General features: G+C 60.5%; 39 protein-coding genes and 1 tRNA gene. 24 read left to right on the top strand and 16 right to left on the bottom strand.

The window, feature by feature from the left end:
• Nucleotides 1-315: 315 nt before the first annotated feature.
• The gene (locus ACYCCG_RS25095) at nt 316-504 is read left to right on the top strand and encodes a hypothetical protein (RefSeq protein ID WP_209965016.1); all 189 of its coding nucleotides are present in this window, start codon (nt 316-318) and stop codon (nt 502-504) included.
• Nucleotides 505-508: 4 nt separating this feature from the next.
• On the opposite strand, the gene ACYCCG_RS25100 is transcribed toward ACYCCG_RS25095, so the two are convergent.
• From ACYCCG_RS25100 to nhaR, 3 genes are all read right to left on the bottom strand, one after another.
• Nucleotides 509-1156 (bottom strand): YceH family protein, encoded by a 648-nt coding sequence (locus ACYCCG_RS25100; RefSeq protein WP_021782790.1) that lies wholly within the window; start codon nt 1154-1156, stop codon nt 509-511.
• Nucleotides 1157-1244: 88 nt separating this feature from the next.
• On the bottom strand, nt 1245-2456 hold the full coding sequence (gene sstT / locus ACYCCG_RS25105; protein WP_459672149.1) for a serine/threonine transporter SstT: 1212 nt from the start codon (nt 2454-2456) through the stop codon (nt 1245-1247).
• 97 nt (nt 2457-2553) lie between these two features.
• Nucleotides 2554-3447, bottom strand: coding sequence for a transcriptional activator NhaR (nhaR, locus tag ACYCCG_RS25110; RefSeq protein ID WP_176683850.1), 894 nt, complete (start codon nt 3445-3447; stop codon nt 2554-2556).
• A gap of 132 nt (nt 3448-3579) precedes the next feature.
• Here nhaR and ACYCCG_RS25115 point away from each other — a divergent pair, with 132 nt between their 5' ends.
• Both ACYCCG_RS25115 and ACYCCG_RS25120 read left to right on the top strand, forming a co-directional pair.
• The gene (locus ACYCCG_RS25115; protein WP_176683849.1) at nt 3580-3819 is read left to right on the top strand and encodes a hypothetical protein; all 240 of its coding nucleotides are present in this window, start codon (nt 3580-3582) and stop codon (nt 3817-3819) included.
• Between the two features lie 28 nt (nt 3820-3847).
• A complete protein-coding gene (locus tag ACYCCG_RS25120; RefSeq protein WP_003250551.1) occupies nt 3848-4600 on the top strand; it encodes a TerC family protein in 753 nt (250 codons plus the stop codon).
• A gap of 133 nt (nt 4601-4733) precedes the next feature.
• Here ACYCCG_RS25120 and ACYCCG_RS25125 read toward each other — a convergent pair whose 3' ends face one another.
• The gene (locus tag ACYCCG_RS25125) at nt 4734-4913 is read right to left on the bottom strand and encodes a hypothetical protein (protein WP_021782785.1); all 180 of its coding nucleotides are present in this window, start codon (nt 4911-4913) and stop codon (nt 4734-4736) included.
• A gap of 166 nt (nt 4914-5079) precedes the next feature.
• Here ACYCCG_RS25125 and ACYCCG_RS25130 point away from each other — a divergent pair, with 166 nt between their 5' ends.
• Entirely contained in the window at nt 5080-5814 is a 735-nt protein-coding gene (locus tag ACYCCG_RS25130; RefSeq protein WP_021782784.1) for a peptidase C39 family protein, read from the top strand.
• A gap of 90 nt (nt 5815-5904) precedes the next feature.
• On the opposite strand, the gene ACYCCG_RS25135 is transcribed toward ACYCCG_RS25130, so the two are convergent.
• Nucleotides 5905-7188 carry an NAD(P)/FAD-dependent oxidoreductase gene (locus ACYCCG_RS25135; RefSeq protein WP_110743913.1) on the bottom strand — a complete coding sequence of 428 codons (1284 nt, stop codon included), beginning with the start codon at nt 7186-7188 and terminating at the stop codon, nt 5905-5907.
• A gap of 203 nt (nt 7189-7391) precedes the next feature.
• Between ACYCCG_RS25135 and ACYCCG_RS25140 the strand changes: the two genes are divergently transcribed.
• Nucleotides 7392-7468: transfer RNA gene (locus ACYCCG_RS25140), tRNA-Val, on the top strand.
• Nucleotides 7469-7599: 131 nt separating this feature from the next.
• Here the strand turns inward: ACYCCG_RS25140 and ACYCCG_RS25145 are convergent.
• The 11 genes from ACYCCG_RS25145 to ACYCCG_RS25195 all read right to left on the bottom strand — a co-directional run bounded on the left by ACYCCG_RS25145 (nt 7600) and on the right by ACYCCG_RS25195 (nt 14084).
• Entirely contained in the window at nt 7600-8736 is a 1137-nt protein-coding gene (locus tag ACYCCG_RS25145; protein ID WP_459672153.1) for a tyrosine-type recombinase/integrase, read from the bottom strand.
• A 1-nt stretch (nt 8737) separates the two neighbouring features.
• A complete protein-coding gene (locus ACYCCG_RS25150) occupies nt 8738-8968 on the bottom strand; it encodes a hypothetical protein (RefSeq protein WP_151326659.1) in 231 nt (76 codons plus the stop codon).
• A gap of 9 nt (nt 8969-8977) precedes the next feature.
• On the bottom strand, nt 8978-9520 hold the full coding sequence (locus ACYCCG_RS25155) for an ead/Ea22-like family protein (protein ID WP_459672156.1): 543 nt from the start codon (nt 9518-9520) through the stop codon (nt 8978-8980).
• Nucleotides 9517-10251 carry a metallophosphoesterase gene (locus tag ACYCCG_RS25160; protein ID WP_459672158.1) on the bottom strand — a complete coding sequence of 245 codons (735 nt, stop codon included), beginning with the start codon at nt 10249-10251 and terminating at the stop codon, nt 9517-9519. The genes ACYCCG_RS25155 and ACYCCG_RS25160 overlap by 4 nt, the downstream gene beginning before the upstream one ends.
• Complete coding sequence (locus ACYCCG_RS25165) at nt 10248-10568, bottom strand: hypothetical protein (protein WP_459672160.1); 321 nt, start codon at nt 10566-10568, stop codon at nt 10248-10250. Before ACYCCG_RS25165 ends, ACYCCG_RS25160 begins: the two co-directional genes overlap by 4 nt.
• On the bottom strand, nt 10565-11299 hold the full coding sequence (locus tag ACYCCG_RS25170; protein ID WP_459672162.1) for a hypothetical protein: 735 nt from the start codon (nt 11297-11299) through the stop codon (nt 10565-10567). The genes ACYCCG_RS25165 and ACYCCG_RS25170 overlap by 4 nt, the downstream gene beginning before the upstream one ends.
• A complete protein-coding gene (locus tag ACYCCG_RS25175) occupies nt 11296-12114 on the bottom strand; it encodes a hypothetical protein (protein ID WP_459672164.1) in 819 nt (272 codons plus the stop codon). Before ACYCCG_RS25175 ends, ACYCCG_RS25170 begins: the two co-directional genes overlap by 4 nt.
• The gene (locus ACYCCG_RS25180; protein WP_459672165.1) at nt 12074-12277 is read right to left on the bottom strand and encodes a hypothetical protein; all 204 of its coding nucleotides are present in this window, start codon (nt 12275-12277) and stop codon (nt 12074-12076) included. The genes ACYCCG_RS25175 and ACYCCG_RS25180 overlap by 41 nt, the downstream gene beginning before the upstream one ends.
• Nucleotides 12274-12669: a carbon storage regulator gene (locus ACYCCG_RS25185; RefSeq protein WP_459672167.1), complete on the bottom strand. Its 396-nt coding sequence runs from the start codon at nt 12667-12669 to the stop codon at nt 12274-12276. The genes ACYCCG_RS25180 and ACYCCG_RS25185 overlap by 4 nt, the downstream gene beginning before the upstream one ends.
• A gap of 90 nt (nt 12670-12759) precedes the next feature.
• On the bottom strand, nt 12760-13146 hold the full coding sequence (locus ACYCCG_RS25190) for a response regulator transcription factor (protein ID WP_459672168.1): 387 nt from the start codon (nt 13144-13146) through the stop codon (nt 12760-12762).
• A 158-nt stretch (nt 13147-13304) separates the two neighbouring features.
• Nucleotides 13305-14084, bottom strand: coding sequence for an XRE family transcriptional regulator (locus ACYCCG_RS25195; protein WP_459672170.1), 780 nt, complete (start codon nt 14082-14084; stop codon nt 13305-13307).
• A gap of 86 nt (nt 14085-14170) precedes the next feature.
• On the opposite strand from ACYCCG_RS25195, the gene ACYCCG_RS25200 reads away from it, so the two are divergent.
• The 19 genes from ACYCCG_RS25200 (at nt 14171) to ACYCCG_RS25290 (ending at nt 24134) form a co-directional block, all read left to right on the top strand.
• Nucleotides 14171-14476 carry a Cro/CI family transcriptional regulator gene (locus tag ACYCCG_RS25200; protein ID WP_459672173.1) on the top strand — a complete coding sequence of 102 codons (306 nt, stop codon included), beginning with the start codon at nt 14171-14173 and terminating at the stop codon, nt 14474-14476.
• Nucleotides 14477-14928: 452 nt separating this feature from the next.
• Entirely contained in the window at nt 14929-15261 is a 333-nt protein-coding gene (locus tag ACYCCG_RS25205; RefSeq protein ID WP_459672174.1) for a hypothetical protein, read from the top strand.
• On the top strand, nt 15258-15527 hold the full coding sequence (locus ACYCCG_RS25210; RefSeq protein WP_459672176.1) for a hypothetical protein: 270 nt from the start codon (nt 15258-15260) through the stop codon (nt 15525-15527). Before ACYCCG_RS25205 ends, ACYCCG_RS25210 begins: the two co-directional genes overlap by 4 nt.
• Entirely contained in the window at nt 15524-16003 is a 480-nt protein-coding gene (locus ACYCCG_RS25215) for a Cro/CI family transcriptional regulator (RefSeq protein ID WP_459672178.1), read from the top strand. The genes ACYCCG_RS25210 and ACYCCG_RS25215 overlap by 4 nt, the downstream gene beginning before the upstream one ends.
• Nucleotides 16000-16746 (top strand): Rha family transcriptional regulator, encoded by a 747-nt coding sequence (locus tag ACYCCG_RS25220; RefSeq protein WP_459672180.1) that lies wholly within the window; start codon nt 16000-16002, stop codon nt 16744-16746. Before ACYCCG_RS25215 ends, ACYCCG_RS25220 begins: the two co-directional genes overlap by 4 nt.
• Complete coding sequence (locus tag ACYCCG_RS25225) at nt 16743-17348, top strand: hypothetical protein (RefSeq protein WP_459672182.1); 606 nt, start codon at nt 16743-16745, stop codon at nt 17346-17348. Before ACYCCG_RS25220 ends, ACYCCG_RS25225 begins: the two co-directional genes overlap by 4 nt.
• Nucleotides 17345-17575, top strand: a complete 231-nt coding sequence (locus tag ACYCCG_RS25230; RefSeq protein ID WP_101196109.1) for a hypothetical protein — start codon at nt 17345-17347, stop codon at nt 17573-17575. The genes ACYCCG_RS25225 and ACYCCG_RS25230 overlap by 4 nt, the downstream gene beginning before the upstream one ends.
• Nucleotides 17572-18339: a hypothetical protein gene (locus ACYCCG_RS25235; protein ID WP_459672185.1), complete on the top strand. Its 768-nt coding sequence runs from the start codon at nt 17572-17574 to the stop codon at nt 18337-18339. Before ACYCCG_RS25230 ends, ACYCCG_RS25235 begins: the two co-directional genes overlap by 4 nt.
• Nucleotides 18326-19144 carry an ATP-binding protein gene (locus ACYCCG_RS25240; RefSeq protein ID WP_459672187.1) on the top strand — a complete coding sequence of 273 codons (819 nt, stop codon included), beginning with the start codon at nt 18326-18328 and terminating at the stop codon, nt 19142-19144. Before ACYCCG_RS25235 ends, ACYCCG_RS25240 begins: the two co-directional genes overlap by 14 nt.
• Entirely contained in the window at nt 19141-20553 is a 1413-nt protein-coding gene (locus ACYCCG_RS25245; RefSeq protein WP_459672188.1) for a replicative DNA helicase, read from the top strand. The genes ACYCCG_RS25240 and ACYCCG_RS25245 overlap by 4 nt, the downstream gene beginning before the upstream one ends.
• Nucleotides 20540-21052 (top strand): hypothetical protein, encoded by a 513-nt coding sequence (locus ACYCCG_RS25250; RefSeq protein WP_392514084.1) that lies wholly within the window; start codon nt 20540-20542, stop codon nt 21050-21052. Before ACYCCG_RS25245 ends, ACYCCG_RS25250 begins: the two co-directional genes overlap by 14 nt.
• Entirely contained in the window at nt 21049-21603 is a 555-nt protein-coding gene (locus ACYCCG_RS25255) for a hypothetical protein (RefSeq protein WP_459672191.1), read from the top strand. Before ACYCCG_RS25250 ends, ACYCCG_RS25255 begins: the two co-directional genes overlap by 4 nt.
• Nucleotides 21603-21890 (top strand): hypothetical protein, encoded by a 288-nt coding sequence (locus ACYCCG_RS25260; protein WP_016489225.1) that lies wholly within the window; start codon nt 21603-21605, stop codon nt 21888-21890. The genes ACYCCG_RS25255 and ACYCCG_RS25260 overlap by 1 nt, the downstream gene beginning before the upstream one ends.
• On the top strand, nt 21887-22261 hold the full coding sequence (locus ACYCCG_RS25265) for an antiterminator Q family protein (RefSeq protein WP_060538379.1): 375 nt from the start codon (nt 21887-21889) through the stop codon (nt 22259-22261). The genes ACYCCG_RS25260 and ACYCCG_RS25265 overlap by 4 nt, the downstream gene beginning before the upstream one ends.
• Before the next feature lie 160 nt (nt 22262-22421).
• Complete coding sequence (locus ACYCCG_RS25270) at nt 22422-22724, top strand: hypothetical protein (RefSeq protein WP_459672194.1); 303 nt, start codon at nt 22422-22424, stop codon at nt 22722-22724.
• A gap of 255 nt (nt 22725-22979) precedes the next feature.
• Nucleotides 22980-23312 (top strand): phage holin, lambda family, encoded by a 333-nt coding sequence (locus tag ACYCCG_RS25275; RefSeq protein ID WP_016489221.1) that lies wholly within the window; start codon nt 22980-22982, stop codon nt 23310-23312.
• Between the two features lie 49 nt (nt 23313-23361).
• Nucleotides 23362-23574: a hypothetical protein gene (locus tag ACYCCG_RS25280; protein ID WP_459672196.1), complete on the top strand. Its 213-nt coding sequence runs from the start codon at nt 23362-23364 to the stop codon at nt 23572-23574.
• 60 nt (nt 23575-23634) lie between these two features.
• Nucleotides 23635-23814: a YebO family protein gene (locus ACYCCG_RS25285; protein ID WP_459672199.1), complete on the top strand. Its 180-nt coding sequence runs from the start codon at nt 23635-23637 to the stop codon at nt 23812-23814.
• Nucleotides 23805-24134 (top strand): HNH endonuclease signature motif containing protein, encoded by a 330-nt coding sequence (locus ACYCCG_RS25290; protein ID WP_459672201.1) that lies wholly within the window; start codon nt 23805-23807, stop codon nt 24132-24134. The genes ACYCCG_RS25285 and ACYCCG_RS25290 overlap by 10 nt, the downstream gene beginning before the upstream one ends.
• The last annotated feature ends 248 nt before the right edge of the window (nt 24135-24382 follow it).

The following is a 24382-nucleotide window of genomic DNA, read 5'->3' on the forward strand; positions in this document are numbered from 1 at the left end:
CTGCTGGCCAATTTCCACCCGTCGTTCACCGTTGCCGCCGCTACCGTATTCGCGGGTAAACCCGCTCCTACGCAGATTGGTGGTGGACACACATCGGAGGCCGGGCCTGCTGGCCAATTTCCACCCGCCGTTCACCGTTGCCGCTGCGACCGTATTCGCGGGTAAACCCGCTCCTACACAGATTGGTGGTGGACACACATCGGGAGTTGGACACAGACCGCTGTAGGAGCGGGTTTACCCGCGAAAGGGCCGGTTCAAGCAAAGCAGCATCTGAAGGTGTCTATGCTTACAGCAGACCTCTCAGGAACCACACCCATGACCCTGATCAGCCGCGAACCCTGGTGGCTAGTCCCCCCAAAGCCCGGGCAGCAAGAGCAGGACCTGCACTGGGGCTACCTGGAAATCTACGCCGACGGTCGCGCTGTGTTCGTCGACCAGCGCCCCACTGACCGGGAGCTGGCCGAGCGCAAGAGCTGCCGCAATTTCCCCGACCCCGAGCTGTGACGGCTCAGCCTTCCAGCTCGGCCAGGCGCGCTTCCAGCGCCGCAATGCGGGCTTCGAGGGCTTCGATGCGGTCTTCTGACACACTGCCGCCACTGTTGCGCGCGCCGCCTTCCTGTTGGCGTGCAGCGAGAATCGCCTCGATTTCCGCCGGGTCGCCCAAGGCATGGGTGTAGCGGTCTTCACGCTGGCCGGCCTGACGTGGCAGGTGCAAGGCCAGGTCCCGCGAGATCAGGCGCTCCAGCTGATGCTGGATCTGCTCGGTGTCGTCAAAGTCGTGCAGGCGGTTGCTACGGGTCAGCAGTTCGTTGAGGGTTTGCGGGCCCCGCAGGAACATCAGGCCCATCAGCACCAACTGTGCTGGCACCAGCTCCAGTGCCTTGTCTACCCGATGTTCCCAGCGGTCGGCACGGCTGCCCATCTGCAGGCGGGTCATGCCCTGACCTTCGAGGGCGCGCAGCGCCTGGCCGACCTGGCCTTGGGTGAGGTTCATCACCGGCTCGCGGCTGGTCTTCTGGTTGCAGGCCAGGACCAGGGCATTGAGGGTCAGCGGGTAGCTTTCCGGGCTGGTGGCCTGCTTTTCGATCAGCGAGCCGAGAACGCGGATTTCGATGCTGTTGAAGCGGCCTTCACCTGCGGTTTCGTGTTCTGACATGGCCCTGTCTCGTGGCTGGGGAAAGGCCACTAGGGTAGGTAATGCCACCGCGTAAGGCAATTGGGGCCGCAATGCGGCCCCGGCGCGCTTAGCCGTTACGCTGCTCTTCAGCCTGACACGCCGCTGCAGTGAACAGCACATCGGTCGAAGAATTCAGCGCCGTTTCGGCCGAATCCTGTAATACGCCAATGATGAAGCCCACCGCCACTACTTGCATGGCTATTTCGCTTGGGATGCCAAACAGGCTGCACGCCAGCGGAATCAGCAGCAGCGACCCCCCGGCCACGCCCGAGGCGCCGCAGGCGCACACTGCCGCCACCACGCTGAGCAGCACGGCAGTGGGCAGGTCCACCTGGATACCCAGGGTATGCACTGCGGCCAGGGTCAGCACGGTAATGGTGGTTGCCGCACCGGCCATGTTGATGGTCGCGCCCAGCGGGATCGACACCGAGTAAGTGTCTTTATGCAGGCCAAGGCGTTCCGACAATGCCAGGTTGACCGGGATGTTGGCGGCCGAGCTGCGGGTGAAGAACGCAGTAATGCCGCTTTCACGCAGGCACAGCAGTGTCAGTGGGTAGGGGTTGCGGCGGATCTTCCAGAACACGATCAGCGGGTTCATCACCAGTGCCACGAACAGCATGCAGCCAATCAGTACCGCCAGCAGGTGCAGGTAGCCGAGCAGGGCGTCCAGGCCCGACTGTGCCAGGGTGGAGCTGACCAGGCCAAAGATACCCAGCGGGGCGAAGCGGATGACCATGCGCACGATCAGGGTGACGCCATTGGACAGGTCTGCGACCACGGTGCGGGTGGTTTCGCCGGCATGGCGCAGGGCCACGCCCAAGCCGACGGCCCAGGTCAGCACGCCGATGAAGTTGGCATTGAGCAGGGCATTGACCGGGTTGTCTACCGCGCTCAGCAGCAGGTTCTGCATCACCTCGGCGATGCCGCCTGGCGCGCTCAGCGTGGCTTCGCTGGTGCTTAGCGCCAGGTGCGAGGGGAACAGCATGCTGGCAACCACGGCCACCACTGCAGCGGCAAAGGTGCCCAGCAGGTACAGCCAGAGGATCGGGCGAATGTGGACTTCCTGGCCGTGACGATGGTTGGCGACCGAAGCCATGACCAGAATGAACACCAGCACGGGCGCAACCGCCTTCAGGGCACTGACGAACACCTTGCCAAGAAAGGCCAGGTCACGGGCGATGGCAGGTGCCAGCAGGGCGAGGGCGATACCGGCGAGCAGGCCGATGACGATCTGGGTCACCAGGCTGGTGCGGTTGAGGAGGCGGAGAAAAGGGGTCATGTGCAGCGGTATCTCGGAATCTGGAAAGGGCGGACTTTACCATAGAGCACCTATAGCGCATGCCGGCCCGTGCTCGTAGTCAATCAGGCTTTTACGGCTACCAGTGAAACAATTCCCGCCGCGCCCCTTCGGTAATCGCCACGATCCCAGGGTGCTTGACCTTGCGCTCCACCGAAATGGCGTAGAACGACTCGTGCACGGCCTCGGTCTGCCCGATCAGTTGCACGCCGTACTGACGGCACACCTCCTCGGCGATTACGCTGGGAGCAACGAAAATGCCGCTGCCCGACTGCCCGAACGCTTGCATCAAGGCACTGTCATCGAATTCCCCCACGATCCGTGGCTGCACCTGCTGCTCGCCCAGCCACCGCAGCAGCCGGCTGCGTACCACGGTCTCCTGACCGGGAACAAGCAGTGGAGCATCCTGCAGACAAGCTGGAAAAGGACCGTCCAGCCGTTGTACCAGCGCCGGGGTGGCGAAGAAGCTCAGCCCGCACTCGCCCAGCTTCTGGCTGTAGCACTTGATGTCCAGGTGGTTAGGCATGGGGCTGTCGGAAATCACCAGATCCAGGCGCTGGATGGCCAGGTCTGCCAGTAACCGCTCAAGTTTGTCTTCGCGGCAGTTGATGCGCAGCACCTCCTCCAGGTCCATGGTCGGTGCCAGCAGGCGGTAGACAATGGATTTTGGCACTACGTCAGCCACCCCCACACGGAACAGGATCTGCTCCTGCGGGCCGGCGCGCAGCATGGCCTCAAGCTCGCTGCCGATCTGAAACATCTGCTCTGCGTACACCAGGGTCTGGCGGCCGGTTTCGGTCAGTTCCAGCTGCCGGCCGGCGCGCTGGAACAGTTCCAGGCCGTAGGTTTGCTCGAACAAGGTGATCTGCCCGCTGATGGTTTGCGGTGTGAGGTTCAGCTGTTGGCTGGCGCGGGTGATGCTGCCCGTCTTGGCCACGGCCCAGAAGTAATGCAGCTGGCGATAGTTAAGCACCGTCGGTCGTTCCGATTCGTAAAAACCGAAGTATATGCCATGAAAATACGAATTTTCCTGAACTATTGCCGTCTCTAGAATGCACGGCTATCAGGCGCCATGCGCCGCCGGGTTATTTTAAGCGAGGACACCATGCTGCAATTCAAATCCATTGGCACCCCGTTGGTGCTGGCTTTGGCCCTGTTCACCCTGGCAGGCTGCGACCAGGCCGAGAAATCCGCACAGCAGATGCTCGATCAGGCGGCGCAGTCGGCCAAGCAGGCTATCGACGACACCAACAAGGCTGCCCAGCAGGCGCTGAGCGAAGCCATAGGCAGCGAAGGGCAGAAGCCCAAGGATGCCGAGAAGAAAGAAGAAACCCAGGAAATCTGACCCCAACCGCCGCTGCAGGATTTGAACAATGGAATATTTGCTGGAACTCGCCGCTAGCCCTACCGCCTGGGTTGCCCTGGCTACGCTGGTGGCCATGGAAGTTGTACTGGGCATCGACAACCTGATCTTCATCTCGATCCTGACCAACAAACTGCCGGTGGAGTACCGCTCCAAGGCGCGACGTATCGGGATCAGCATGGCCTTGGTCATGCGACTGGCCTTGCTCAGCACCGTGGCCTGGATCGTCCAGTTGACCGACCCAGTGTTCGAAGTGTTCGGCAATGCCTTCTCGTGGAAGGATGTGATCCTGATTGCCGGTGGTCTGTTCCTGCTGTGGAAGGCGACCAAGGAGATTCACGAAAACGTCGACCCGCATGGCGCCAAGGAGGAAGCCAAAGTCTCCTCCACGGTTACTCTGGGCTTTGCTGCGGCGATCTTCCAGATCCTGCTGCTGGACATCGTCTTCTCGGTCGACAGCATCATCACCGCCGTGGGCATGACCGAGCACCTGCCTATCATGATTATCGCCGTTATCACTGCTGTGATCGTGATGATGGTGGCAGCCGATCCGCTGGCCAATTTCATCAACGACAACCCGACCGTGGTCATGCTGGCGCTGGGCTTCCTCATCATGATCGGCATGACGCTGATCGCCGAAGGCTTCGGCGCCCATGTCCCCAAGGGCTATGTGTATGCGGCCATGGCGTTCTCGACGGCTATCGAGGTCCTCAACATCCTGGCCCGCCGGGCGCGTTTGAAGCGTGAGGCGGCTGAAGGTTGATGTAAAAAAGGGGCGCATTGCGCCCCCCCCCTCGCGGACAAGCCCGCTCTTACAGGTACCTCGCGTCCCACTGGCATTGCGAAATACCTGTGCAGCGGGCTTGTCCGTGAGTGGGCTTCAGAAAATCCTGAGGTTAGCTCACCCCGGCATGCCGCCGCGCCCGTGATACCGGCTGTGGCCTTGGCGGGGCCTGCGGTGGCAGGTGGTGATGGTGTGCATGACGCCGCACGATACGCAGTACACCCCACAGCATGGCGGCTGCGACGCTTAGCCACATGCCTACCAGCATGAGTATTGCCATGGTCAGGCTCATCTGTGCCTCCATCTCTACGGCAAGCGCTTGATTGGCCCGCGTTTACCTTCCAGACACTGCTTTAGTCTAGCCCTTCGCCTGTGACGTTCCATCGAACAATGGTCGATCTCTAGTGCCGATTCGCTCCAAGGCGCTGTCGGACTATACCCGCGCGGCTGTCGGACCTATGATCGGTGGCCAGAGCCGGGCGCTGCCTGCCTGGCGTTGGAACAAGCGAGTGTCCATGGAGCAACATTCCTTCAAGGCTGCCCCCCGGCGGTTACTGGCCGCCTGTCTGCTGGCTGCCACCCTGGCCGGCTGCGCCAGCGCACCGCCCGGTAACCTCAAGGGCCTGCCGCAGCGGGTCGAAATCAGCAGCGTGCCGTTCTACCGTGGCAACGCCAACCACAGCGGGGCCATGGCGCTGGCGGCAGTGCTGTCGCAGCAGGGGGCGCCTATTACGCCGGGCTTGCTGGATAAGCCGCTGAACCTGCCTCAGGGCGCCGAAACGCTGGATACCGCTATTCCCCGTGTGGCGCGGGACTACGGCAGGGTGGTGTACCCGCTGGACAAGCAACTGGACGCGCTGCTGACCCAGGTGGCAGCGGGCAACCCGGTGCTGCTGCGTTACGAGGAAGGTTCGGCCTGGTGGAGCGAGCCGCGCTATGCGGTGTTGATGGGGTATGACCGTTACAAGCAGCGGGTGCTGCTGCGCTCGGGCATGCACCGGCGGCAGATGATGGCATTCGATGACTTTGCATCGGCGTGGGCGAAGCAGGGGAGTTGGGCGGTGCTGGTGCAGCCACCTCGGCAACTGCCGGCTCAGGTTGATCGCCAGCGGTGGTTGCACGCTGCGGATGAACTGGCCAAGGCGGGGCAAGAGATTGCGGCGAAGCAGGCGGTAAATAGCCTGAACAAATAGCGCTGCCAGTGCCTGCCCCTTCGCAGGTAAGCCCGCGCCCACACGGACTGTGCAAATAGCACAAATCCTGTGGGCGCAAGCTTGCCTGAATCAGAAGCCCAGGCGATCGCGCAGGCTGTAGTACCAGGCACCGATCGCGCTGAAGGGTACGCGCAGCATCTGGCCACCCGGGAACGGGTAGTGCGGCAGGCCGGCAAAGGCGTCGAAGCGCTCTGCCTGGCCGCGCAGGGCCTCGGCCAGTACCTTGCCCGCCAGGTGGGTATAGGTCACGCCGTGGCCCGAGCAACCCTGCGAGTAGTAGATGTTGTCGCCGATCCGGCCAACCTGTGGCAGGCGCGACAGGGTCAGCAGGAAGTTACCGGTCCAGGCGTAGTCGATCTTCACGTTCTTCAGCTGCGGGAAGGCCTTGAGCATTTTCGGGCGGATGATCGCCTCGATGTTGGCCGGGTCACGCGCGCCGTACACCACGCCGCCACCGAAAATCAGGCGCTTGTCGCTGGTCAGGCGATAGTAGTCGAGCAGGTAGTTGCAATCCTCGACGCAGTAGTCCTGCGGCAGCAGGGTGCGTGCCAGTTCTTCGCCCAGTGGCTCGGTGGTGATCACCTGCGTGCCGCATGGCATGGACTTGGCGGCCAGCTCGGGTACCAGGTTGCCCAGGTAGGCGTTGCCGGCAACGATGATGAACTTGGCGCGGACCTTGCCCTGCGGGGTATGCACCACCGGGTTGGCACCACGTTCGATGCGGATGGCCGGGGTTTGCTCATAGATGATGCCACCCAGCGACTCGACCGCGGCAGCTTCGCCCAGGGCCAGGTTCAGCGGGTGGATGTGGCCGCCGCTCATGTCGAGCATGCCGCCGATGTAGCTGTCGCAGGCAACCACTTCGCGGATGCGCTTCTGGTCCATCAGCTCCAGCTGATTATGGCCAAAGCGTTCCCACAGGCGCTTTTGCGATTCCAGGTGGCCCATCTGCTTGCTGGTAAGGGCGGCGAATACGCCACCATCTTTCAGGTCGCACTGAATGTTGTACTTGGCCACGCGCTCACGAATGATGCGCCCGCCCTCGAAGGCCATGTGGCCCAGCAGTTGTGCCTGCTTGGGGCCAACGGTGCGTTCGATGACATCAATGTCGCGGCTGTAGCTGTTGACGATCTGGCCGCCGTTACGGCCCGATGCGCCAAAGCCGACCTTGGCCGCTTCGACGATGCTTACCTTGAAACCGTTCTCCAGAAGGAACAGGGCGCTGGACAGGCCGGTGTAGCCGGCACCGATGATGCACACATCGGTTTCCACCTCACCCTGCAGCGCCGGACGTGGCGGCACCGGGTTGGCCGAGGCGGCGTAGTAGGACTGGGGGTAGGGGGTGTTAGCCATGCTGCAGGAACCTCGTGTTTTATATTTTTAACGAATGTACCGATGCTATCAATAATAATAAACACCCGCTAGTCGTCTGGTGAAAATCCTTTACGGGATACCCTTCAGCCCGCCTTTATATAAAGAGTTTAAGATTCAGTAGGTTAGCGCGAAAAAAAGTGTTGACAGGGTTTTTGTAATGCGTAGAATGCGCACCACACGACAGGCACATAGCTCAGTTGGTTAGAGCACCACCTTGACATGGTGGGGGTCGTTGGTTCGAGTCCAATTGTGCCTACCAAACAAAAGCCCCGGTTTCCGGGCACTTGAAGGGCGATCCGAGAGGGTTGCCCTTTTTGCTTTTGCAAAACTTTTGCAAAATTTTTGCAAAACCACCCACCTCTATCCGGTCTCTGCGAACTTTACCGCTCGTCAGATGGCCAGGTCAGCCTTCACTTCGACGTACTGAATTCCCTTTGGTGCGTGCCCGTCTTGATACCGCTCTGTCATCTCGGCAGTGGCGTGCCCCATCAGCAACTGGACGTACTCGGTTGAAAAATTCTGCTGCTCGTACAGCCAGGCACCCAAGGCTCGGATCTCGTGGAAGGTTGGACGCTCTTCGAAATCGAGGTGGTCGTATGCTTTTGCAGCGTCCCTGGCCTTCCGGAAACTTTTGGACAGGTAGTCTGGAGTGACCGCCGTCCAATGCTCTTTCGCCTCGATCTGGTCCTGGCGACGCGCCTTCGGGCGGTAATGGATCAGGAGGGGCGAAATGATTGGCGACCGAAAGCACTCGTTCACCGTTTCGCGCAGTGCCTTGCCCATGACGATCTGCAAGTGAATCGGCGTGTCGTAGTTGTCGGTCTTGCCGGGCGATACCCTGATGGTGTTCTTCATCAGGTCGACCGCCGACTTCTTCCAAGTCACGATGTCTTCCCGGCGCTGCAGGCTGGTCAGACCCAATCGAATCGCGCGCTTCAGCCACCCGGGAGTTGTATCGGCGTCCAGGATTTTCTGTACACCTTCCAGAGTGTGGCGCTGGCGCTTCTTCTTGGCTTCCTTCTTCAGCAGGGTCATGTCGGCGGCGTTGCGTTCCACCATGCCCTTGGCGATAGCGAAGGTCAGCAGGCTGACCAGCAGGGCGCGGTGCTTCGTGTAGGCATTGTTGCTGAACTGATCCAGGTATTCCGCTGCCGCCAAAACGTCGAACTGCCCCACCAGCATGTGTCCGATGTCCGTCCGGTACCGCTTGAGCTTGTAGCCGATCTCGTCCAGCGACGAACGCGCATAGCCGCGATCGGGAAGCCATTCGGCTTCGAAGCGATCAATCAGGGCGCCGATAGTCGGTATGCGGTCGCCGGTGATGGTGGCCAACATCTCGCCGTTGTCGGTCATCAGGAACGCCAGCTTGGCGTTGGCGGCCTTTGCCAGGCGCACAGCCTCGTCATACGACTTGTTGATGCTGGTCATCTTCCCGGTGATCGGGTTCTTGTACCGCCAATACTTACCGTTGGCATACAGGTTGGGTGGAAGCGTCTTATTCTTCGGGCTGCGGGGGCGCGGTGCCATTTCAAAGTTCCAACATCTGGGCCAGGAGCGGGTCCGTGGATCCGATCACGGCGGCCTGTAGGTCGACGAAGTACATTCCGCCGCGGACCTCGCCCGCCAGCTCTCCGTCATCAATCCATTTCTTGAGCTGCTGCAAGCTCGGCTTGCCGCCTGCGTAGCGCAGCTTGCGGTACTCGCCTGCTTCCATAAGCCTCGGTAGGTTAGCGGTTATCTGAGCTATGACTTTAGCCATGGCAGAGCCTCAATCGACACTGTGATCCGACGCCTGATGCGTCAGGTTTTGGTTGTCACGCTGATCTGTCACGTCAGTCGGCCGGCGCAGATCTCGCCGCGCATTCACCTCCCGCAACACAGTGTTAACTGCCGAGCTGATCCGCGCTTTCTGAACCTCGGTGAGCTGCTCCACTGGGATGTCGGCATAGTTGCTATCCAGGTGCAGTGCATCGCATGCCGCCTGGAAGTCCGAGGCATACAGATGGCCTTCGGCGCTCTTGGCCCGCTGGCGCCAGTAGGTAGCTCGGTCATTCAGCGCGTCAATCTCCGATAGTAGGGCGAGGACATTGGCCGGGTTTGCAGCAGCGATGAAAGCGGCATTCGCGCGGCATTCGACATCTGTGTTCACCCGGCAGTTTGCGAAGGCCTCGGCGATCATCCCGCTGTTCTCATGCGCCACGTAGGCGTACGGGAGGTGGCCGTGCTCATTGACGTACTCACCCTCTGTGACCCACTGGCCAGGAGTAGCGGCCAGCGCCAGGGCTTTCAGCTTGTCTTTGTCGATGCTCATGGTCGATCCTCCCAGTCCCAGCTCAGCTTCGGATCAATCGGCGGGTGAGCCTGCAGGGTGTTCAGGTCCAGCAGCGTGAAGCGGCCATCCATCCAGCCACCGGTGTCGATGTGGTAGACGTTACCCAGCACCGCCGGGCGCCGAACCGGGGTGTGACCGACCACCACCGCCCGTATGCCGCCAACACCGTGGTGCTGCTCGTGGGTGATTCTGCTGCGCGACCACTGCACCGCCTCCTCGACATTGCGCATGCCCGGCATGCAGCCTTCGGCCCAGGACTTGAGCATCTGCCAGGTCGGGAAAGGGCAGTCGGCGTGCACTATCCCGACCAGGCCCTGGGGCGTCATGACCTCGATGATCAGCGGCAGGTCGGCCAGCAGTTCTACGTAGCAGGCCTGTTCCACGGATGATCTGGCATAGAGCCATGCACCGCCGTTGGAAAGGTGCACGTCACCTATGCGGCCCGAGGGATCAAACCGGTATGCCTCGATCGCCATCTGCTCGTGGTTTCCGCGCACGGCGTGGAACCATGGCCTGGCCAGCCAGGTGTCCACCTGGTCAGACTCGGGCCCGCGGTCGACCAGGTCACCTACCGAGAACAGCCGATCAGTGGCAGGATCAAAGCTGACCGCGTCCAGGGCGCGCTGCAGGCGGGTAAAGTGTCCGTGAATGTCGCCCACCGCGAAGTCGCGGCCGGCGGTGTTGATGGGGAAGTGCCTCAGGATGCTCACGACAGCACCCCCGTGGCCCGTGCAGCGGAGGCGACGATGAAGAAGGACACCACGAAGGCAGAGGCAGCCAGCATGGGGTGGCCGCTGTAGATCAGCGCGTAGAGCTGGAGTCCTGTGCTGGGCAAGCTGATCCACCAGTAGCGCAGAATCCGCTCGGCCACTTCACCGGTTACGGTCCCTGATGCCCAGCCGATCCAGGCCATGGCGTTGAAGGCCACAGTGACGTAGAAGGCGAAGCGGCTGAGCGGGGCACCTCCGAACAGCAGTGACAGGCTGATGACGGCGCTGATAGCGGTGGAGATCAGGGTCTGGATCATGTCCGACCTCCCGCCAGCGCCGCCAGCTCAGCCACCAGCGCCTCTGCGCGCCCGTAGAACTTCCCGGTGTCCTCGTTCACGAACCGTTCAAGGACGGTGGCTACCGCCTGCTGGTTGGCCAGGCCGCGCAGATCGGCGCTGGGCACGGCCGCGTCGGTCGATGGCTCGTGCACGAAAGCCTCCTGGCTGATCAGCAAGGTGCGCACCGGCCTGATGCCCTTGCACTTGCTCACCCAGTTGGTATCAGGCACGCACCAAGGCAGCATGTGCATGCACCAGGCAGTCGCTGCGTTCGATTTCTGGCTGCTGGTCCAGTACTCGCTAAGGCCGAACGCCTGGGTCGCGCCCCTGACTGTGTACGACCCGTCGTGACCCCATTCTGGAAGCTGCAAGAGATTGCAGCGCAGCACCTGCAGCTCCTCGATGGAAGGGATGTGCCAGCCCCAGGTGCCACGGATGTTCATGCCCAGCACCTTGCGGGCGATAGCACTGCCCTCGGCGGCCATGGCCTGGGTGTTGGCCAGGCCATCGAAACGCGACGTGGCATCCCGGATGCGTGGGCGCGGGCCTTCTTCCTGCCACCAGTGGGCTGCCACTTCGAAGTCCCGACCCGCATCGATGACTGCGTGCTCGGCGCCATCGAAGAAGAGGCGGCCGGCGAAGAAGCCGCCAGCCAGGGGCTGACCAACTGCAGGAAGGGCCGCAGGGTTAATTGCTCGGCGCTTGATCATTCTGGCAACCCTCCCGATGCAATCAGGTTTCGCGCAATCGCGACCAGGTCATCGCTCTCGATGCTCTCGGCGTGCTCGGCGTAATCCAGAACGCGCAGGGCCTCGGCCTGGGTGCGCGGCTTGATCTCCGACAGCAGCCCTTGGACGAACCAGTCCCTGGCTATCGCTTCATGCATTCCGTCGCCCCATTCGCCAGCAGCGTGCCGCAGGGCATACAGCCGATCCCAATACGCGATCTCATGCAGACAGTCGTCGAGGGTGTTCGGCATCAGGTCGGCGTGCTTGCGGAAGCGCTTGGCGACCTCGGCCTTGTCGTTGTCGATGTAGTCCTTGAAACCCTTACAGCGCTTTAGGGCCCTCTCGTAGAACTGCTCGGCGGGCGTGTCCTCGAAAATCGTCTCGCCCTCGAAGCGGGCCTGCGCCTCAGACGCAAGGGCGGCTTTCTCCAACGAACCTTTGGCCAGCCCTTCAAGGTCAGCAAAACCGAACGAGAACATCACCGCAAAGGGATTGCTCCCGCTGTTACGCTTCACATAGTCGACATACCGCTGCTCGATCTCCTTGAGCGGTGTCTTGATCTGCTTGGCTGCGTCCAGGGCGGTCGCGATCGGCCCGGCCTGGCCGGTCTTGATCACTTCACGCAGCCACAGAACTGCATCCACCTCCTTGTCGCCAGTGATGACCTTCTGCTCGGGCAGCACCTGAACTGCTGGCGCCGTCTCTGCGCTTGGCTGGATCGGGGGCAGGGTGAAGAGGGCGCGATGCGCCAGGTTATTAGTGAGCATTGGATGCCTCTCCAGATTCAGCAACGGCACGCATGTGCAGCTTGATGCCGCACGACTTGGCCAGGTCGGCCAGCTTGCCAACAGTGGTGTTCGGATCTTTCAGGGCCTCACCAAAACGGATCAGGCGTTCGCCTAGCTGGCCAAGGTCGTCTTGCAGGTGCAGGCGGGAGCCCTGGGTCATCATGTGGGTCATGGCTGCAGCTCCGGCACCACCTGCTGCTGCATGGCCTGCACACGCAGGGCGGCGTCAATCTCCTGATCCAGTTCTTCGCCGGATAACCAGTTATCGCCACGCACCACCAGCAGGTCTTCATCTGGGTCTTCGATGCGCTCGCGGTCACGCAGAAAGCGATAGCGCTTGGCGTCAGCAGCCATGCGAACGTGGTCATCAATGCTGAAGTCTGGCGCCTCATGGACGGCACCTTCGGCGACGCGGCGCTGGTGAATCTCCTCACGGTCGATAATTACACCGCGCGGGGCGTCGATCCCGAGGCGGACCTGGCAGCCGTTGACTTGGGCCACGGTTACCCGGATGTTGCCGCCGATGATGACGGCCTTGCCGATGTTGCGGCTGAGCATAAGCATGTGAATCTCCTTATTTCGGGCAAGCCGGTGGCCCGCCGCGTTTGTTGGCTTTCGCAAAAGTCAGGGTTGGATCAGGTCAGGCGTGCGGCATTACGCCACCGCGAGTGCGCACTCAGCCCGCCTGGATGCGACCCGCAATTCGACCTTGCGGCCTTGACCGCCGGCGCGACGTACGCGGGTAAATTCTTGATCATCCATAACGGCGTTTGTGATGAGAATGGCGCACATGATCATGGCAAGTCTCCTGGCGATCCCACGGCAGAGCAGTTCAGTCGGCACAGCGGACCTGCTGCTGATGCCCAGCTTGTAGAAAATACGCTCCACCGACTTCTTCACGGTTGCCGGCGAACAAGCAAGCTCTCTCGCAATTTCCTTGTTGCCAAGCCCGCAGCAAATGGCTAAGGCAGCTTTCAGCTCTTGCGCAGCAAGGATGCCAACGCTCCCTTCCATGCTTCTGAAGTTGATCACGCCGTTCATTTCTCACCTCCCTGTGTAAGTAGATGAGTCGAAATATAAGCAAATTTATATTTTGTCGCAAGCATCCCGCTTATATTTTTTATCAGCGTGTTGATTTTGCTGATCAACGGGCACAAAAAAGCCCGGAGATCCGGGCTTTTTGATTGAGCGTGCGATTGCTAGAAGAATGTTGCGCCCCAGAAAACTCTACCGATGACCCTGATTTTAAGGTCTTCGAGCTCCGCAGGCGTGTAGGTCTCATCAGGGTGCTCAGTGAGGTTGAAGCTCCTGACACGTATGCCGCCTCCTGGGAGTCGATACAGGACTTTTACCCGAATCTGCCCGTCATGATCTATCGCATAAATTTTTCCGTCGACGATCAAGGTATCCCTCATGTTCACCAGGACTGAGCTACCGTCGGCCAATACCGGAGACATTGAATTCCCAGTGACAGCCACAGCTACAGTCCTCTCGGGGCCAACAGCCTGCCTACTCAGCACCTCGTCGCTAACCATAAGATAGGCTGACACACTGATCTCGACTGTGGTTTTTCCTGGCCGCAGCGGGTCGTCCATCTCTATTAGGTATGGGATAGGATTTGCTTTATAGGCGTCTGATGGTGCGATTGTGCTCGCTTTGCGCAATGACTCGACTCGCTCTCGAATCTCGAGATTGAGTCGGGAATCTTCCTCGTGTTCACCTTGCCAAATTTCGTCTAAAGCAGCGCGGGTCAGAAGATTCGGATCTTCTGGCTTGAGCATTTCACCCTCGCCTGAAGCCAACCATACGCTATTCACAGAGCACGCTTGTGCGATCTGTACGAGGTAGGTGGAGCGCAGCGTTTTGCCGGACTCCAACTGGCTTATCGCGGTCTGGGCAATCCCAACCAGCTCCGCAAGCTCCGATTGAGTTAGCCCGGCCCGCTTGCGGGCCATTTTTATGCGTTCAGATAGATTCATCCATCAATCCTAAAAGGCTGCTTATGGGGTTGCAAAGAAGCCTGCTTCTGATCATGATATAAATTGACTTATCAAGGGCACTGGGTATGGCACCGTCGATCATCGCACTGATAAAGCACTTCGGTACGCAAGCGCGTACCGCTAAAGCTATGGGCGTATCCCAGGCCACGATCTCTTACTGGTTGTCAGGCTCCGTGAAAATCAGCGCTGAAAAAGCATTTCTCGCGGAGATCGCTACCGGTGGCGTTGTGAGTGCCGCGTCCCTCTGCCCTCTGATTGCTCAAGTCGAAGCTCGGCACAAGGTAGGTGAATCATCTGTCAAAAATGCCGCCAGCGCATCTGGGTCTAGTGGCTCTGTATGCCTATCCAGTATCGCGAGTAGTGCTGTATGAATTCCCGGCTGGGTTTACCACCTTACGTAAACCAGATGGCTAGCAGACCATTGAGCACTATCGCCAAAGCACAATTCAATTCCGGGGCAGTGAGTAACGCGCACGAGTTGAGTGGCATCGCTAGGCGGTTTTGTGGATTCTCGTTGCAAGCAGGCCCTGTTCAGGGCCTTCCAATGGTGGTTAGTCACCGCTTGAATGACCCGAAACCTGTTACGAGCGCATGTTGCGCTATCAAAGGAGCGTGATATGCGCGCACAAGCATCTATTCGCCAAGCCCGTCCAGGGTAGGCCAGGACCCTCTCAAGGGAGAGGGTTGCATATTTTGTGTTCAGTGGATGATGGGGCTTCCCCAAATCTCGGGCACAAAAAACCCGCCGTAGGAAGCGGGTTCTTTAACCGACCTCTGCCAGGAGGTCTTCGGTACACATCGCTATGCAAATAGGAGATGCGCTATGTCGCACCCGAAATTTACCACCACGCCATCACCGGCGCAATCTACCAAGACTACAGAGATTTCATTTTTTGAAACGCCTATCGACAACCGAGGGCTGTATTTGCTCAAGGTTGAGGCCGGTGTAAACGTCGAAGACGCCTTGCAAACCGCCAAGGTTCTCTCGTCAGGTGCTGCGCAGCTTTGTCAGCACGTCCACGACTCGCTGAACTACGGAGAGTCGGTGTATTGCGATGCCCTGGAAGCACTGAAGTTCTTGAACGAGACCGTTTCGACGCTCGTTTGGAGCGTTCAGCGTGGACTCCCGGCTCATGACGCGGGAGAGCAGCTATGAGCAATACACCAATGACGCTAGCTCATGAGTTCAACACCCAAGGCCTTCACTCTGTATTCGAAGCCGTTGGCGGCATTCCGGTCCATGAGTCCTTGGACGCTGCAACTGACCGCTTGGAGGCGGTAGTTGCTGGCCTGCGCGAGCTGATGCAGGAGCCGGCAGTTACGCAGCTCGCCACGCTGACCTTCTACGCAGCCGAGGCGGCGCTGGCGCTCGTTTATGCATCGCACGCTGGCGTCGATCCCAGTCAGGGAGGTGCCGCATGAGCATGGACCAACTAGAAACCATCGCTCAGGACGCCACCTTTCAGGTCCAGTGTGCCATGTGCCAGATCGACTGGCTGCGCGGGGTACTGCATGTGCTGGAAGATCGCCTCAAGAACGCCGGCGACAAGCACGGCGCAAACGTCGCGAACCTGGCCATCTATAACGCTGATGACTGGCATAACGCTCTGGACGACCAACGGGAGACCTTGGAGAAGCGCATCGAGTCGGCACGTTCCGCGCCACGAAATGCCGTCGAGCCAGTTCGTGGCGCCACCAATTCTGAGCGCTTGCCGTTGGCTGACTTTGCACGCGGACGGCAGCATGAGGCGGCCAGGGATCTCGGCGTTCAACAAGCGGCGATCAGCAAGGCAATCCGCGTTGGGCGGGCTGTTTTCGTAACGCGCATGGCTGACGGCTCGTACAGCGCGACTGAAGAGAAGCCGTTTCCCTCCCCGCGATTCGGAGATACTGCATGAGCTTGGTAATCATCAAGGACGGCGATGCCGTTACGCCGACCACTGCTATCGCTGCAGGGACCGAGAACGAGCATGCCAGCGTTATCGCTCTTGTGCGCAAGTATCACGACGATCTGTACGAGTTCGGAAGGGTGCGATTCGAGGTAGACCCCTTCGAAACAGCTGGTGGTGTTCAGACGCGAGAGATTGTTCTGCTGACCGAGCCGCAGGCCACGCTGCTGCTCACCTACATGCGCAACACTGAGATTGTCCGGGCCTTCAAGAAAAAGTTGGTTCGTGAGTTCTGGGAGCTTGTGCAGGAGCGCAACCGGGCCAGGTCATCCATGCCGGAGAACTACATCGAGGCGCTGGAGCACCTGCTGGCCTCGAAGCGCTCAGAGCAGCTGGCGCTCGAGCAGCGTGACCATGCGATCGCCACCAAGGCCGAGATCGGCAGCCGGCGTGAAGCCACGGCTATGGCCACCGCTTCCGCAGCGGTCCGCAAGGTCATGCACCTGGAAAACGAGCTGGGACGAGGCTGCCAGCACGCCACCGTGACGGCGGTGGAGAGGGCCGCCCACCGGAGCTTCGGTAGCCAGGGTTTCCGCCCGCTGAAGAACTGGTGTGACAGCCATGGGGTGTCCGCCCCGAAAGTCCAAGACCCTCGATTCGGCTGGGTTCGCTCCTGGCCTGCTGCCGCCTGGGCAGCCGTCTACCAAATTGACCTAGCCGAGCTGTTCGGCGCCGTGGGAGAGCCCGCATGACCAACGTATTGAATTTCCCGGCGCCGGCTGAGACTGAAGTGATCAGCGAAGAAGCCTTTCGCAAGTACACCGACGCGGCGCTACTGCTGAAGTGCTTCGAGGTCGTCAAGGACACGCTTGACGTGATCAACGAGCCCGAGTACTCCATCGAGAAGGAAGATGACACTCACATCGACCTGATCCGGGCCTTCTACGCGCTCAAGGTGCTGTTCGACCGCAAGACAGGTAGTGACGCAGCCGTCGCGGCACAGGAGCACTGGGAGGCTAAGAGGCGGCACTTACTGGAGGGCGCGCCGTACCCGGATCAGTTGATACCGGTCGCAAGTGCCTTCATCGAACCAACCCCGCCCGAAGGGTACAGCCACCTGAGCGACCTAGAGCTGGCCTGCGCAGCCTACAACGCCAGCGACAAGGTTCGGTTGGGTACCAACGCGACCCTGTCAGTTGACAACGCGCAGATCAAAGCGACCGTAGGGGTGGAGGCAATCAACGCCACCACTGCCCTCGGCATCCTTGTACGCCGCCTCGCGGGAGGATCGCTGACCGATCTGGGCCAGCACATCCTCGGGACTACTGGCACCGGATCGGAGACTCTCCAATGACCCCGATCTCAAAGCCCGCCCAGGTGCACCAGCAGCGCTCTGGCGCGTCAATCATCACCGGCCCATGGCCTACCTACAGCCAGTTCAAGGGCTTTCCAGAGCGAGAGCGGTGGGCGCTGTACGAACTGGCCAAGGCTGGGCGCCAGGCCATGGAAGACAACGGCTTCGAGATGGCCGAGAGCTACGACGCCTTCGTGCGCCGTGTCACAGAGGAGCTTGATCTGTGAGCATCATTCGCGCGCCTCGCCCCGAGGCGAATTTCTACATGCTGAATAAGGCAATCAGCGAGGACGCCCGGCTTAGCTGGGCTGCCCGCGGGCTGCTGGTCTTCCTCCTGGGCAAGCCTGACCACTGGGAGATCTCCGTGGCACATCTGCGTGGTGAGACTTCGAACTCAGCCAAGCCAACTGGTCGGGACGGTGTCTACGGCTTGCTCCAAGAGCTGATCAACGCAGGGTACGTGGCTCGTCGGCAAGATCGCGACGAGGCCGGTGTGCTGGGTGAGATCAACTACATCGTATCTGAAACACCGCTTCCGGATTCGCCGTATCCGGCAACACCGTATCCGGCTCAGCCGTATCCGGCAAATCCGACACTAGTAAGTATTGAAGGTAAGCAAGGACTGAAAAAACCAGCAAGGACTGAAAAACCCTCGTGCAACTCGGGGGAGTCGCTTGTTGAGTTTGAACGGTTCTGGAAGCTGTACCCGCGCAAGGTTGGGAAGGACAAGGCCGTGAAGGCCTGGGCGAAGCTCAAGGTGGACGCCTCCCTGTTCGCCCGCATCGGTACCGCTCTGGCTGCCTGGAGCAATTCTCACGACTGGACCAAGGACGGTGGCCAGTACATCCCGCACGCAGCCACCTGGCTGAACGGAAAACGGTGGGAAGACGAATTGCCTGCAGCCGCTGGTGCAAATGCAAAGCCCCAGGCAAGCGCGGTGCTGCAAGTACCTGCCCACCACCAGGAGATGTACCCTGATGACTTCATCTAAATTCAGCCCGGCCCCTGGCGAGCGCACCGCCAGCATTGCTAAATGCGAAGTGCCTGGTCACGGCCAGTACGAAGCGAAGCAGGTCGAGCAGTTTGATGGCGGATGGAAGGCAACTGATTGCCCTCGCTGCCGCTGGGAGGCACTGAATCTCCAGTGCGAAGACAGCGTACGAGACGCTGCGTACGCCAGCAAGGAAGCCGACGAGCTCAATCGCGACCTGTTCGCCACTGGCATCACGCCGCGGTTTCGTGGGTGCACGTTCGACAGCTTCATCACCAATGCCGAATCTGCCAAGGTTCGCGCCCTGTCTACTTGCCGGCGCTATGCCGAGGAGTTTGAGGAGCACTACCGAGCTGGCCGTGCCCTGACGCTGCTGGGTGAGGTCGGGAACGGCAAAACCCACCTAGCATGCGCCATCCTTCAGCACGTCGTGCGGGAATACGCAGCCAAGGGCCTGATTGTCACAGCCGAGGCGATCATGCAGGCCGTGACAGACAGCTTCCGCAGCAACGCCGGGCCCTCGAAGTCCGACCTGTTGTCCGAACTGGCTGCAGTCGACCTGCTGGTAATCGACGAGGTGGGCATGCACACGCCGCGTCCAGGCAAGGACTTCATGCCCAGTCTGCTGCATGAGGTGATCGACCGACGTTATCAGCTTGTTCGACCGACGATCCTGATCAGCAACCAGGACCGTGAGCAACTGCCGGCCTTCATCGGGCCGCGGGCCATGGACCGCCTGCGCGAGAACGGCGGCCTACTGGCTCCCTTCACATGGTCGTCAGCGCGTGTTGGAGGGGTTGCATGATCAACCAAGATTATGTGGCTTGCACAAAGGATGTGTCACGGTTGCACAGCCCTGAGTCGGAGCACGCCCTGATCGGCGCCATGATCCACCAGCCAGCGCTCATTGACGACGTGAAGCTTGAGGTCGGGGATTTCTACCAGGCCGACTGCGCGGAGCTGTTTGAGCTGCTGCTGGCGCTCAAAGCGAAGGGCCGGCAGATCGACGTGGTAACTCTGTCCGACGCCCGCCCGGCCTTGGCAGACGGTCGTGGCACGTTGGCAGTGGCTGCTCACATCGCTCACAACACGCCAAGCGTGGCGAACTTCACCGAGTACGCCAGGATCGTGAAGCAGCGCTCAGTTGCCCGTCGGGTGATAGCCGCCGCCCACATCATGTCGGAGCGGTTGAAGGATGGCGAGCCACTGGACGAGGTTCTGGCGCAGGGTCAGCAGGCCTGGATCGCGCTTGAGGCAGAGGGCCTGGATTCCCGCAAGCGGTACCGATTCGTGGGCGAGATCCTGCCCGAAGCAATCGACGGGGTTGACCGGAGGTTCAACCGCGAGGTGGTGCTCGGGTTCGACACCGGGCTGCCATCCCTCGACAAGTTCATCCCAGGCATCTGCCCAGGGCACATGGTCGTCATTGCTGGCGCCCCAGGGAGCGGCAAGACCACCCTGGGTTTGGGGATCGCTGAGCGTGTTGCCCTGGTGGCCAAGTCCACGTCCTTGGTGTTCAGCCTTGAGATGACGGATGTGGAGCTTACCAACCGCTCTCTGGCATCAGTGGGCAGCGTGCAGCTCAAGCACATCACCGAGGGCCATTCGATGGCTGACAGCGATTGGCCTGGCCTGACGGCCGCGGTCAACCGGCTCAATGGTGCACCCCTGATCTTCTGCGATGACGCTTCTCTGACGATGCGGGACATCCGGCAGATCTGCCGGACGGTTAAGCGCGAGCACGGTCTGGGCTCCGTGACGCTGGATTACATCGGTCTGGTCAACGGCGAGAGTAAGTCGGCTAGCCGGTACGAGCAGGTCACCGATATCAGCAAGTCGATCAAGCGGCTGGCCAAGGAGCTGGGCGTGCCCGTGATGGTGCTGGCGCAGTTGAACCGCGGCCCCAACAACCGCGCCAACAAGCGACCCACTAAGAGCGACCTGCGTGACTCAGGCCAGATCGAGGCCGACGCCGACGTGGTGGTGCTGGTTCACCGAGACAGCGATTCCGAGGAGGGGCAGTCGGGCGTCACTGAACTGATCGTGGACAAGAATCGTCATGGTGAAACCGGCATCTGCCGGGTGCAGCACCAGGGTGCTTATCACCGGTTCGTCGAGCTAGTCGGGTACCAGCCAAGCAACGAAGAAGTCGAAATGGGCAGGACATTTGCCGGCCGCCACCGCACCAAAGGAGCTCAGTATGAAACTTTTTGACCTGTGGCCAGGCCACAAACCACCCGCTCGCACTCCGACCCGACCCGTCGTATCGGTCACCGTGACCAAGCGCGCTGGCGCCGAGCAGTCTGTTGCCACTGGCAATGCCCCGAAACCCGCAGAAGCGCACCCACGCCTTGTGGGGCCCCGCGAGCTGCCCGAAACCCTTGAGGCCTGCGAGGCCCTGCACGAGCAACTGGTGAGTGACGCAATCCGCCTGGAGCTGGCGCTGAGCCAGGCACAAGAAGGCGCTATTCAGGGGCGCCCATATGACCGCAGCTGGTACAACCGGGCAAAGGCTGCCCTCAAGCACATCAACCATGACCGAACCCGGCTGCTGTACCGATGCGGCCAGTTGCGCAAGGAGGCCAAGGCGCACACCCAGCAGCGCATGGACCGGGTCATCCTCGACGTTATCAAGGAGGCAATGCCGGCTGACCAATTCCTGGGCTTTGTTCGAATTGCTGAGGCCCGCATGGCATCGCAGGTGGCGAAATGAATCCGCTCAAGTTGATTGCTCGGGTGCTGGCGCCTTTACATGAGCAGGCAGGGTATCAGCCCGTTGTCGCCGAAGGGGCTGCCATGCTCCCGCCAGGGACGCAGATGGTCAAGGTGAAGCAATACCCTGAAGCAGAACGCATTGCGGCCTCGCTGCGCGAATACCCAGGCGACTGGGGCTGGGTGACCAAGGGCCACACGCTCCGGCACTTACCGACCGGGTTTGTTTTGTGGGTCGCCAACGATGAGTGGGGACTGGGGGAGCGCGCCAATGGCGGCACCACCAAGTTTTGCGTGGAGGAACAGGCGGTCATCTGGCCGGCCGTTGAGGTCTGGCTGGCATCGCACAAGGTCGGGTTCACCGGCCGCCTGCCCAAGGTCAAGCTTAGTTCTAGCAACGGCACTTGGTGGTGTGTGAGCGAAGGGCACCCATGGGCCGGCGCTGGGCGATCGCCTGCTGAGGCCTACCGGTCCTGGTCTCGGGCTGTATCAGTTGAGACCCGGGCTGATCAGCGCCCTGGTGAAAAACTGCACGTATGGAGTGCCGCATGATGAGCAACGTAACTGCGGCCCTGCCGCGCAAGAGCCTGACCGCCGTGGAATGCAAGTTCCTCAAGGTGGGCAATCGCATGCTGCTGGAGCAGAACAATGGCCGAATCGCTTCGGCCGCCCTGATGGACATCGTGGCTGACTGGCACGCCGCGCGCGCCAATGTGGGCTTCGAGCAGTTCGCCAAGGGCTGGATCACCGAAGGCAACGCCAAGAACAAACACGCCGACAAGCTGCTGCGCGAGCTGTTTGGCCTGGACACCGACCCAACGCCCCGGAGGGCTGCATGAAGAAACGCACCTACATGGACAAGCCGTTGGGCGATACCGAATGGCTGCTGGAGCAATGGGGCAGCTGGCGAATGGATGGGATGGGGGTGCCCCGCTATGTCTCCCCATCGATAACCGCAGCGACAGCTGGTGGTGGGACCGAGTACAGCCTGACCGATGACACTGCCCTGGTGATCGACTCTGCGGTGGCCAAGCTCACCCAGCGCAATCAGCAAATGGGTGACTTCGTTTGGCTGTACTTCGGATCGAAGTGGACCATGGTGCGGATTGGCGAGGCATCCAGGATGTCTGAACGATCAGCCCGCGAGATCGTCAAGCAGGGCGTGGCTTGGGTTGATTCGTTCTTGGAACAATTTCGCGAAGCTGCGTAAAAAGTTCTTTCCGGACGGATAAACACCTGTTTTCATAGCAGCGTGTCCAGCTTGCAACGTCACGCGACACAGAAGAACCCCGGCCATTGCGTCGGGGTTTTTTATGGAATGCTGTCCAGCTATCCTGTGGTCGATTTCACGACCAATGGATGGATTCAAGGTGATTAAGAACAACTCATTACTGCTTGCTATTCTCGAATGTTGCACTGCTGGGCGGCCAAGTGACTGGAGCCTTGAGCTGACCGTAGGCGCTTTCGAGGCAACGTTTGTCCGCCAGGGCAAGAGTGACTGGACTAGAAATCTCATCACTGGCCATCTTTATTTGCTGGTGGACGGCGGGTTCATCAAAACGAAGGACACTAGCGTAGGGATTGCGGTTACTCGCGTCACTTTTGCAGGTTACGAGTTTTATGATCGCCTTTTGCAGGACGAGGCCTTGCGAGATAACCAGTTTTTGAAGTGAAAGCTGATTGTGAACCCAGCCAAAGAGCTGGGTTTTTTATTTATGCGGATGACGCGCCCAGGCAGCTGGGCTAAGTCGGTAGTGGCGTCGATCAAAGCCGTGCGCTCCCTGATCGGCTACGCGATGAGAGTCTGGGGTATGTGACCCAGCGATCCAGACCACCAAGCCGGGAAGCACCGGCCCTCCGCACCCATTCCAAGGGCTCGCCAAAACGGCGGGCCTTTCTTTTTTGCTCCCCGCAAGGGAGGAACCCGGATGTCCAACATGCCAGACAAACCAGACACCTGGGCGGTTGCCCTCGCATGGTTGAGCCAGCATTCGCCCCTGCTATACGCGGCCGGTCTGTCCTGCGCCATGGCTGTCCTGCGCATCACCTATGGTGGTGGCACTCGCCGGCAGATGCTGGTGGAGGGCGCCATCTGTGGCGGCCTGACCCTCACAATCATCAGCGGCTTCGAGTTCTTCGGCCTGCCACAGAGCATGGCTGCCTTTGTTGGTGGGTGGGTTGGCCTCCTTGGGGTGGAGAAGGTTCGTGCGATTGCTGATCGCGTTACCGACTTCAAGCTGCCCAGCCGTAAGCCTGAGTAGCTCGCGCCACGAAATCGACATGCGCCGTTTTGTGGCGCGAGGAAACAGCATGGAAACGAAACCTCTGATTCTTGGCCAAGAGCTTGGCCAGACCGTCTGCCAGGTGCTCGGGCTGGACCCATCGAAAGTCACATCCATCACCATTCGCATGGAACCCAACACCGCCGCTTGCGTGGAGGTGGTCAACACCATCAGTCAGGCCGAAGGCGAGAATATCGCAGGCGCCTTGGAGGTCTACGGACTGACCCGGCGTGGCATGTGATGGCCTGCAGCGGATGCGCCGCCCGGCGTGAGCGAATGATGAAGTGGACGAAGGTGGCATATGAACGAGCGCGCAGTCTCCTTGCTGCAGCAGATGCTGGACGAGCAGAAGAAGCAGACCGGCCTGCTCGAGCAGATCGCAACCCAGAACCTCGCCCTGATCGAAGCGCTGGCTGATGACCAAGGTACTGATCTGGACGACGAGGCACGCACCTACCTGGACGGCACGCCATGCCTATAAGGCCGGGCACGCACAAGCCTCATGCGCCGACTACGGCCAGGCACAAGCCACCAGAGACGCGACAAACCAGCACCGAGCGCGGCTACGGGTACAGGTGGCAGCAGGCCCGAGCAGGCTACCTGCGCAAGCATCCGCTCTGCGTTCATTGCCAGCGAGAGGGAAGGGTAGAGCCAGCCACTGAGCTGGATCACGTCACCCCTCACCGAGGCGACAAGGATCTGTTCTGGTCCAGAGCGAACTGGCAAGGCCTGTGCCGGATGCACCACTCACGCAAGACGGCGGCAGAGGACGGCGGCTTCGGTAACGCCCGCCGCAGCTGATCCCGAGCGCGCACGCATGGCTCAAAAAAATGACCAAAAACGACGAAATGAGAAGGTTTCTCACTGCACAGGCGGGGGGAGGGAAAAAGTCTGGGGACTTTTGCTTCTAGACCGCGCCCGGAACCATTCTTTCGCGCCGTCAAAATTAGCATTTGAAAATTGAAGGTTGAAAAATGACCCGAGGACGGAAGCCAACGGCGCCCAACCTCAAGGTTCTGGCCGGTACCACTCGCCCGGATCGCGAGGAG

Source organism: Pseudomonas sp. VEM90 (assembly GCF_054611535.1).

Bases quoted from the DNA above. Each gene is read 5' to 3' on its own strand.
- ACYCCG_RS25095 (WP_209965016.1), top strand. From the start codon at position 316: ATGACCCTGATCAGCCGCGAACCCTGGTGGCTAGTCCCCCCAAAGCCC.
- ACYCCG_RS25100 (WP_021782790.1), bottom strand. From the start codon at position 1,156: ATGTCAGAACACGAAACCGCAGGTGAAGGCCGCTTCAACAGCATCGAA.
- sstT (WP_459672149.1), bottom strand. From the start codon at position 2,456: ATGACCCCTTTTCTCCGCCTCCTCAACCGCACCAGCCTGGTGACCCAG.
- ACYCCG_RS25115 (WP_176683849.1), top strand. From the start codon at position 3,580: ATGCTGCAATTCAAATCCATTGGCACCCCGTTGGTGCTGGCTTTGGCC.
- ACYCCG_RS25120 (WP_003250551.1), top strand. From the start codon at position 3,848: ATGGAATATTTGCTGGAACTCGCCGCTAGCCCTACCGCCTGGGTTGCC.
- ACYCCG_RS25125 (WP_021782785.1), bottom strand. From the start codon at position 4,913: ATGAGCCTGACCATGGCAATACTCATGCTGGTAGGCATGTGGCTAAGC.
- ACYCCG_RS25130 (WP_021782784.1), top strand. From the start codon at position 5,080: ATGATCGGTGGCCAGAGCCGGGCGCTGCCTGCCTGGCGTTGGAACAAG.
- ACYCCG_RS25135 (WP_110743913.1), bottom strand. From the start codon at position 7,188: ATGGCTAACACCCCCTACCCCCAGTCCTACTACGCCGCCTCGGCCAAC.
- ACYCCG_RS25145 (WP_459672153.1), bottom strand. From the start codon at position 8,736: ATGGCACCGCGCCCCCGCAGCCCGAAGAATAAGACGCTTCCACCCAAC.
- ACYCCG_RS25150 (WP_151326659.1), bottom strand. From the start codon at position 8,968: ATGGCTAAAGTCATAGCTCAGATAACCGCTAACCTACCGAGGCTTATG.
- ACYCCG_RS25155 (WP_459672156.1), bottom strand. From the start codon at position 9,520: ATGAGCATCGACAAAGACAAGCTGAAAGCCCTGGCGCTGGCCGCTACT.
- ACYCCG_RS25165 (WP_459672160.1), bottom strand. From the start codon at position 10,568: ATGATCCAGACCCTGATCTCCACCGCTATCAGCGCCGTCATCAGCCTG.
- ACYCCG_RS25170 (WP_459672162.1), bottom strand. From the start codon at position 11,299: ATGATCAAGCGCCGAGCAATTAACCCTGCGGCCCTTCCTGCAGTTGGT.
- ACYCCG_RS25180 (WP_459672165.1), bottom strand. From the start codon at position 12,277: ATGACCCACATGATGACCCAGGGCTCCCGCCTGCACCTGCAAGACGAC.
- ACYCCG_RS25185 (WP_459672167.1), bottom strand. From the start codon at position 12,669: ATGCTTATGCTCAGCCGCAACATCGGCAAGGCCGTCATCATCGGCGGC.
- ACYCCG_RS25190 (WP_459672168.1), bottom strand. From the start codon at position 13,146: ATGAACGGCGTGATCAACTTCAGAAGCATGGAAGGGAGCGTTGGCATC.
- ACYCCG_RS25195 (WP_459672170.1), bottom strand. From the start codon at position 14,084: ATGAATCTATCTGAACGCATAAAAATGGCCCGCAAGCGGGCCGGGCTA.
- ACYCCG_RS25200 (WP_459672173.1), top strand. From the start codon at position 14,171: ATGGCACCGTCGATCATCGCACTGATAAAGCACTTCGGTACGCAAGCG.
- ACYCCG_RS25205 (WP_459672174.1), top strand. From the start codon at position 14,929: ATGTCGCACCCGAAATTTACCACCACGCCATCACCGGCGCAATCTACC.
- ACYCCG_RS25210 (WP_459672176.1), top strand. From the start codon at position 15,258: ATGAGCAATACACCAATGACGCTAGCTCATGAGTTCAACACCCAAGGC.
- ACYCCG_RS25215 (WP_459672178.1), top strand. From the start codon at position 15,524: ATGAGCATGGACCAACTAGAAACCATCGCTCAGGACGCCACCTTTCAG.
- ACYCCG_RS25220 (WP_459672180.1), top strand. From the start codon at position 16,000: ATGAGCTTGGTAATCATCAAGGACGGCGATGCCGTTACGCCGACCACT.
- ACYCCG_RS25225 (WP_459672182.1), top strand. From the start codon at position 16,743: ATGACCAACGTATTGAATTTCCCGGCGCCGGCTGAGACTGAAGTGATC.
- ACYCCG_RS25230 (WP_101196109.1), top strand. From the start codon at position 17,345: ATGACCCCGATCTCAAAGCCCGCCCAGGTGCACCAGCAGCGCTCTGGC.
- ACYCCG_RS25240 (WP_459672187.1), top strand. From the start codon at position 18,326: ATGACTTCATCTAAATTCAGCCCGGCCCCTGGCGAGCGCACCGCCAGC.
- ACYCCG_RS25245 (WP_459672188.1), top strand. From the start codon at position 19,141: ATGATCAACCAAGATTATGTGGCTTGCACAAAGGATGTGTCACGGTTG.
- ACYCCG_RS25250 (WP_392514084.1), top strand. From the start codon at position 20,540: ATGAAACTTTTTGACCTGTGGCCAGGCCACAAACCACCCGCTCGCACT.
- ACYCCG_RS25255 (WP_459672191.1), top strand. From the start codon at position 21,049: ATGAATCCGCTCAAGTTGATTGCTCGGGTGCTGGCGCCTTTACATGAG.
- ACYCCG_RS25260 (WP_016489225.1), top strand. From the start codon at position 21,603: ATGAGCAACGTAACTGCGGCCCTGCCGCGCAAGAGCCTGACCGCCGTG.
- ACYCCG_RS25265 (WP_060538379.1), top strand. From the start codon at position 21,887: ATGAAGAAACGCACCTACATGGACAAGCCGTTGGGCGATACCGAATGG.
- ACYCCG_RS25275 (WP_016489221.1), top strand. From the start codon at position 22,980: ATGTCCAACATGCCAGACAAACCAGACACCTGGGCGGTTGCCCTCGCA.
- ACYCCG_RS25280 (WP_459672196.1), top strand. From the start codon at position 23,362: ATGGAAACGAAACCTCTGATTCTTGGCCAAGAGCTTGGCCAGACCGTC.
- ACYCCG_RS25285 (WP_459672199.1), top strand. From the start codon at position 23,635: ATGAACGAGCGCGCAGTCTCCTTGCTGCAGCAGATGCTGGACGAGCAG.
- ACYCCG_RS25290 (WP_459672201.1), top strand. From the start codon at position 23,805: ATGCCTATAAGGCCGGGCACGCACAAGCCTCATGCGCCGACTACGGCC.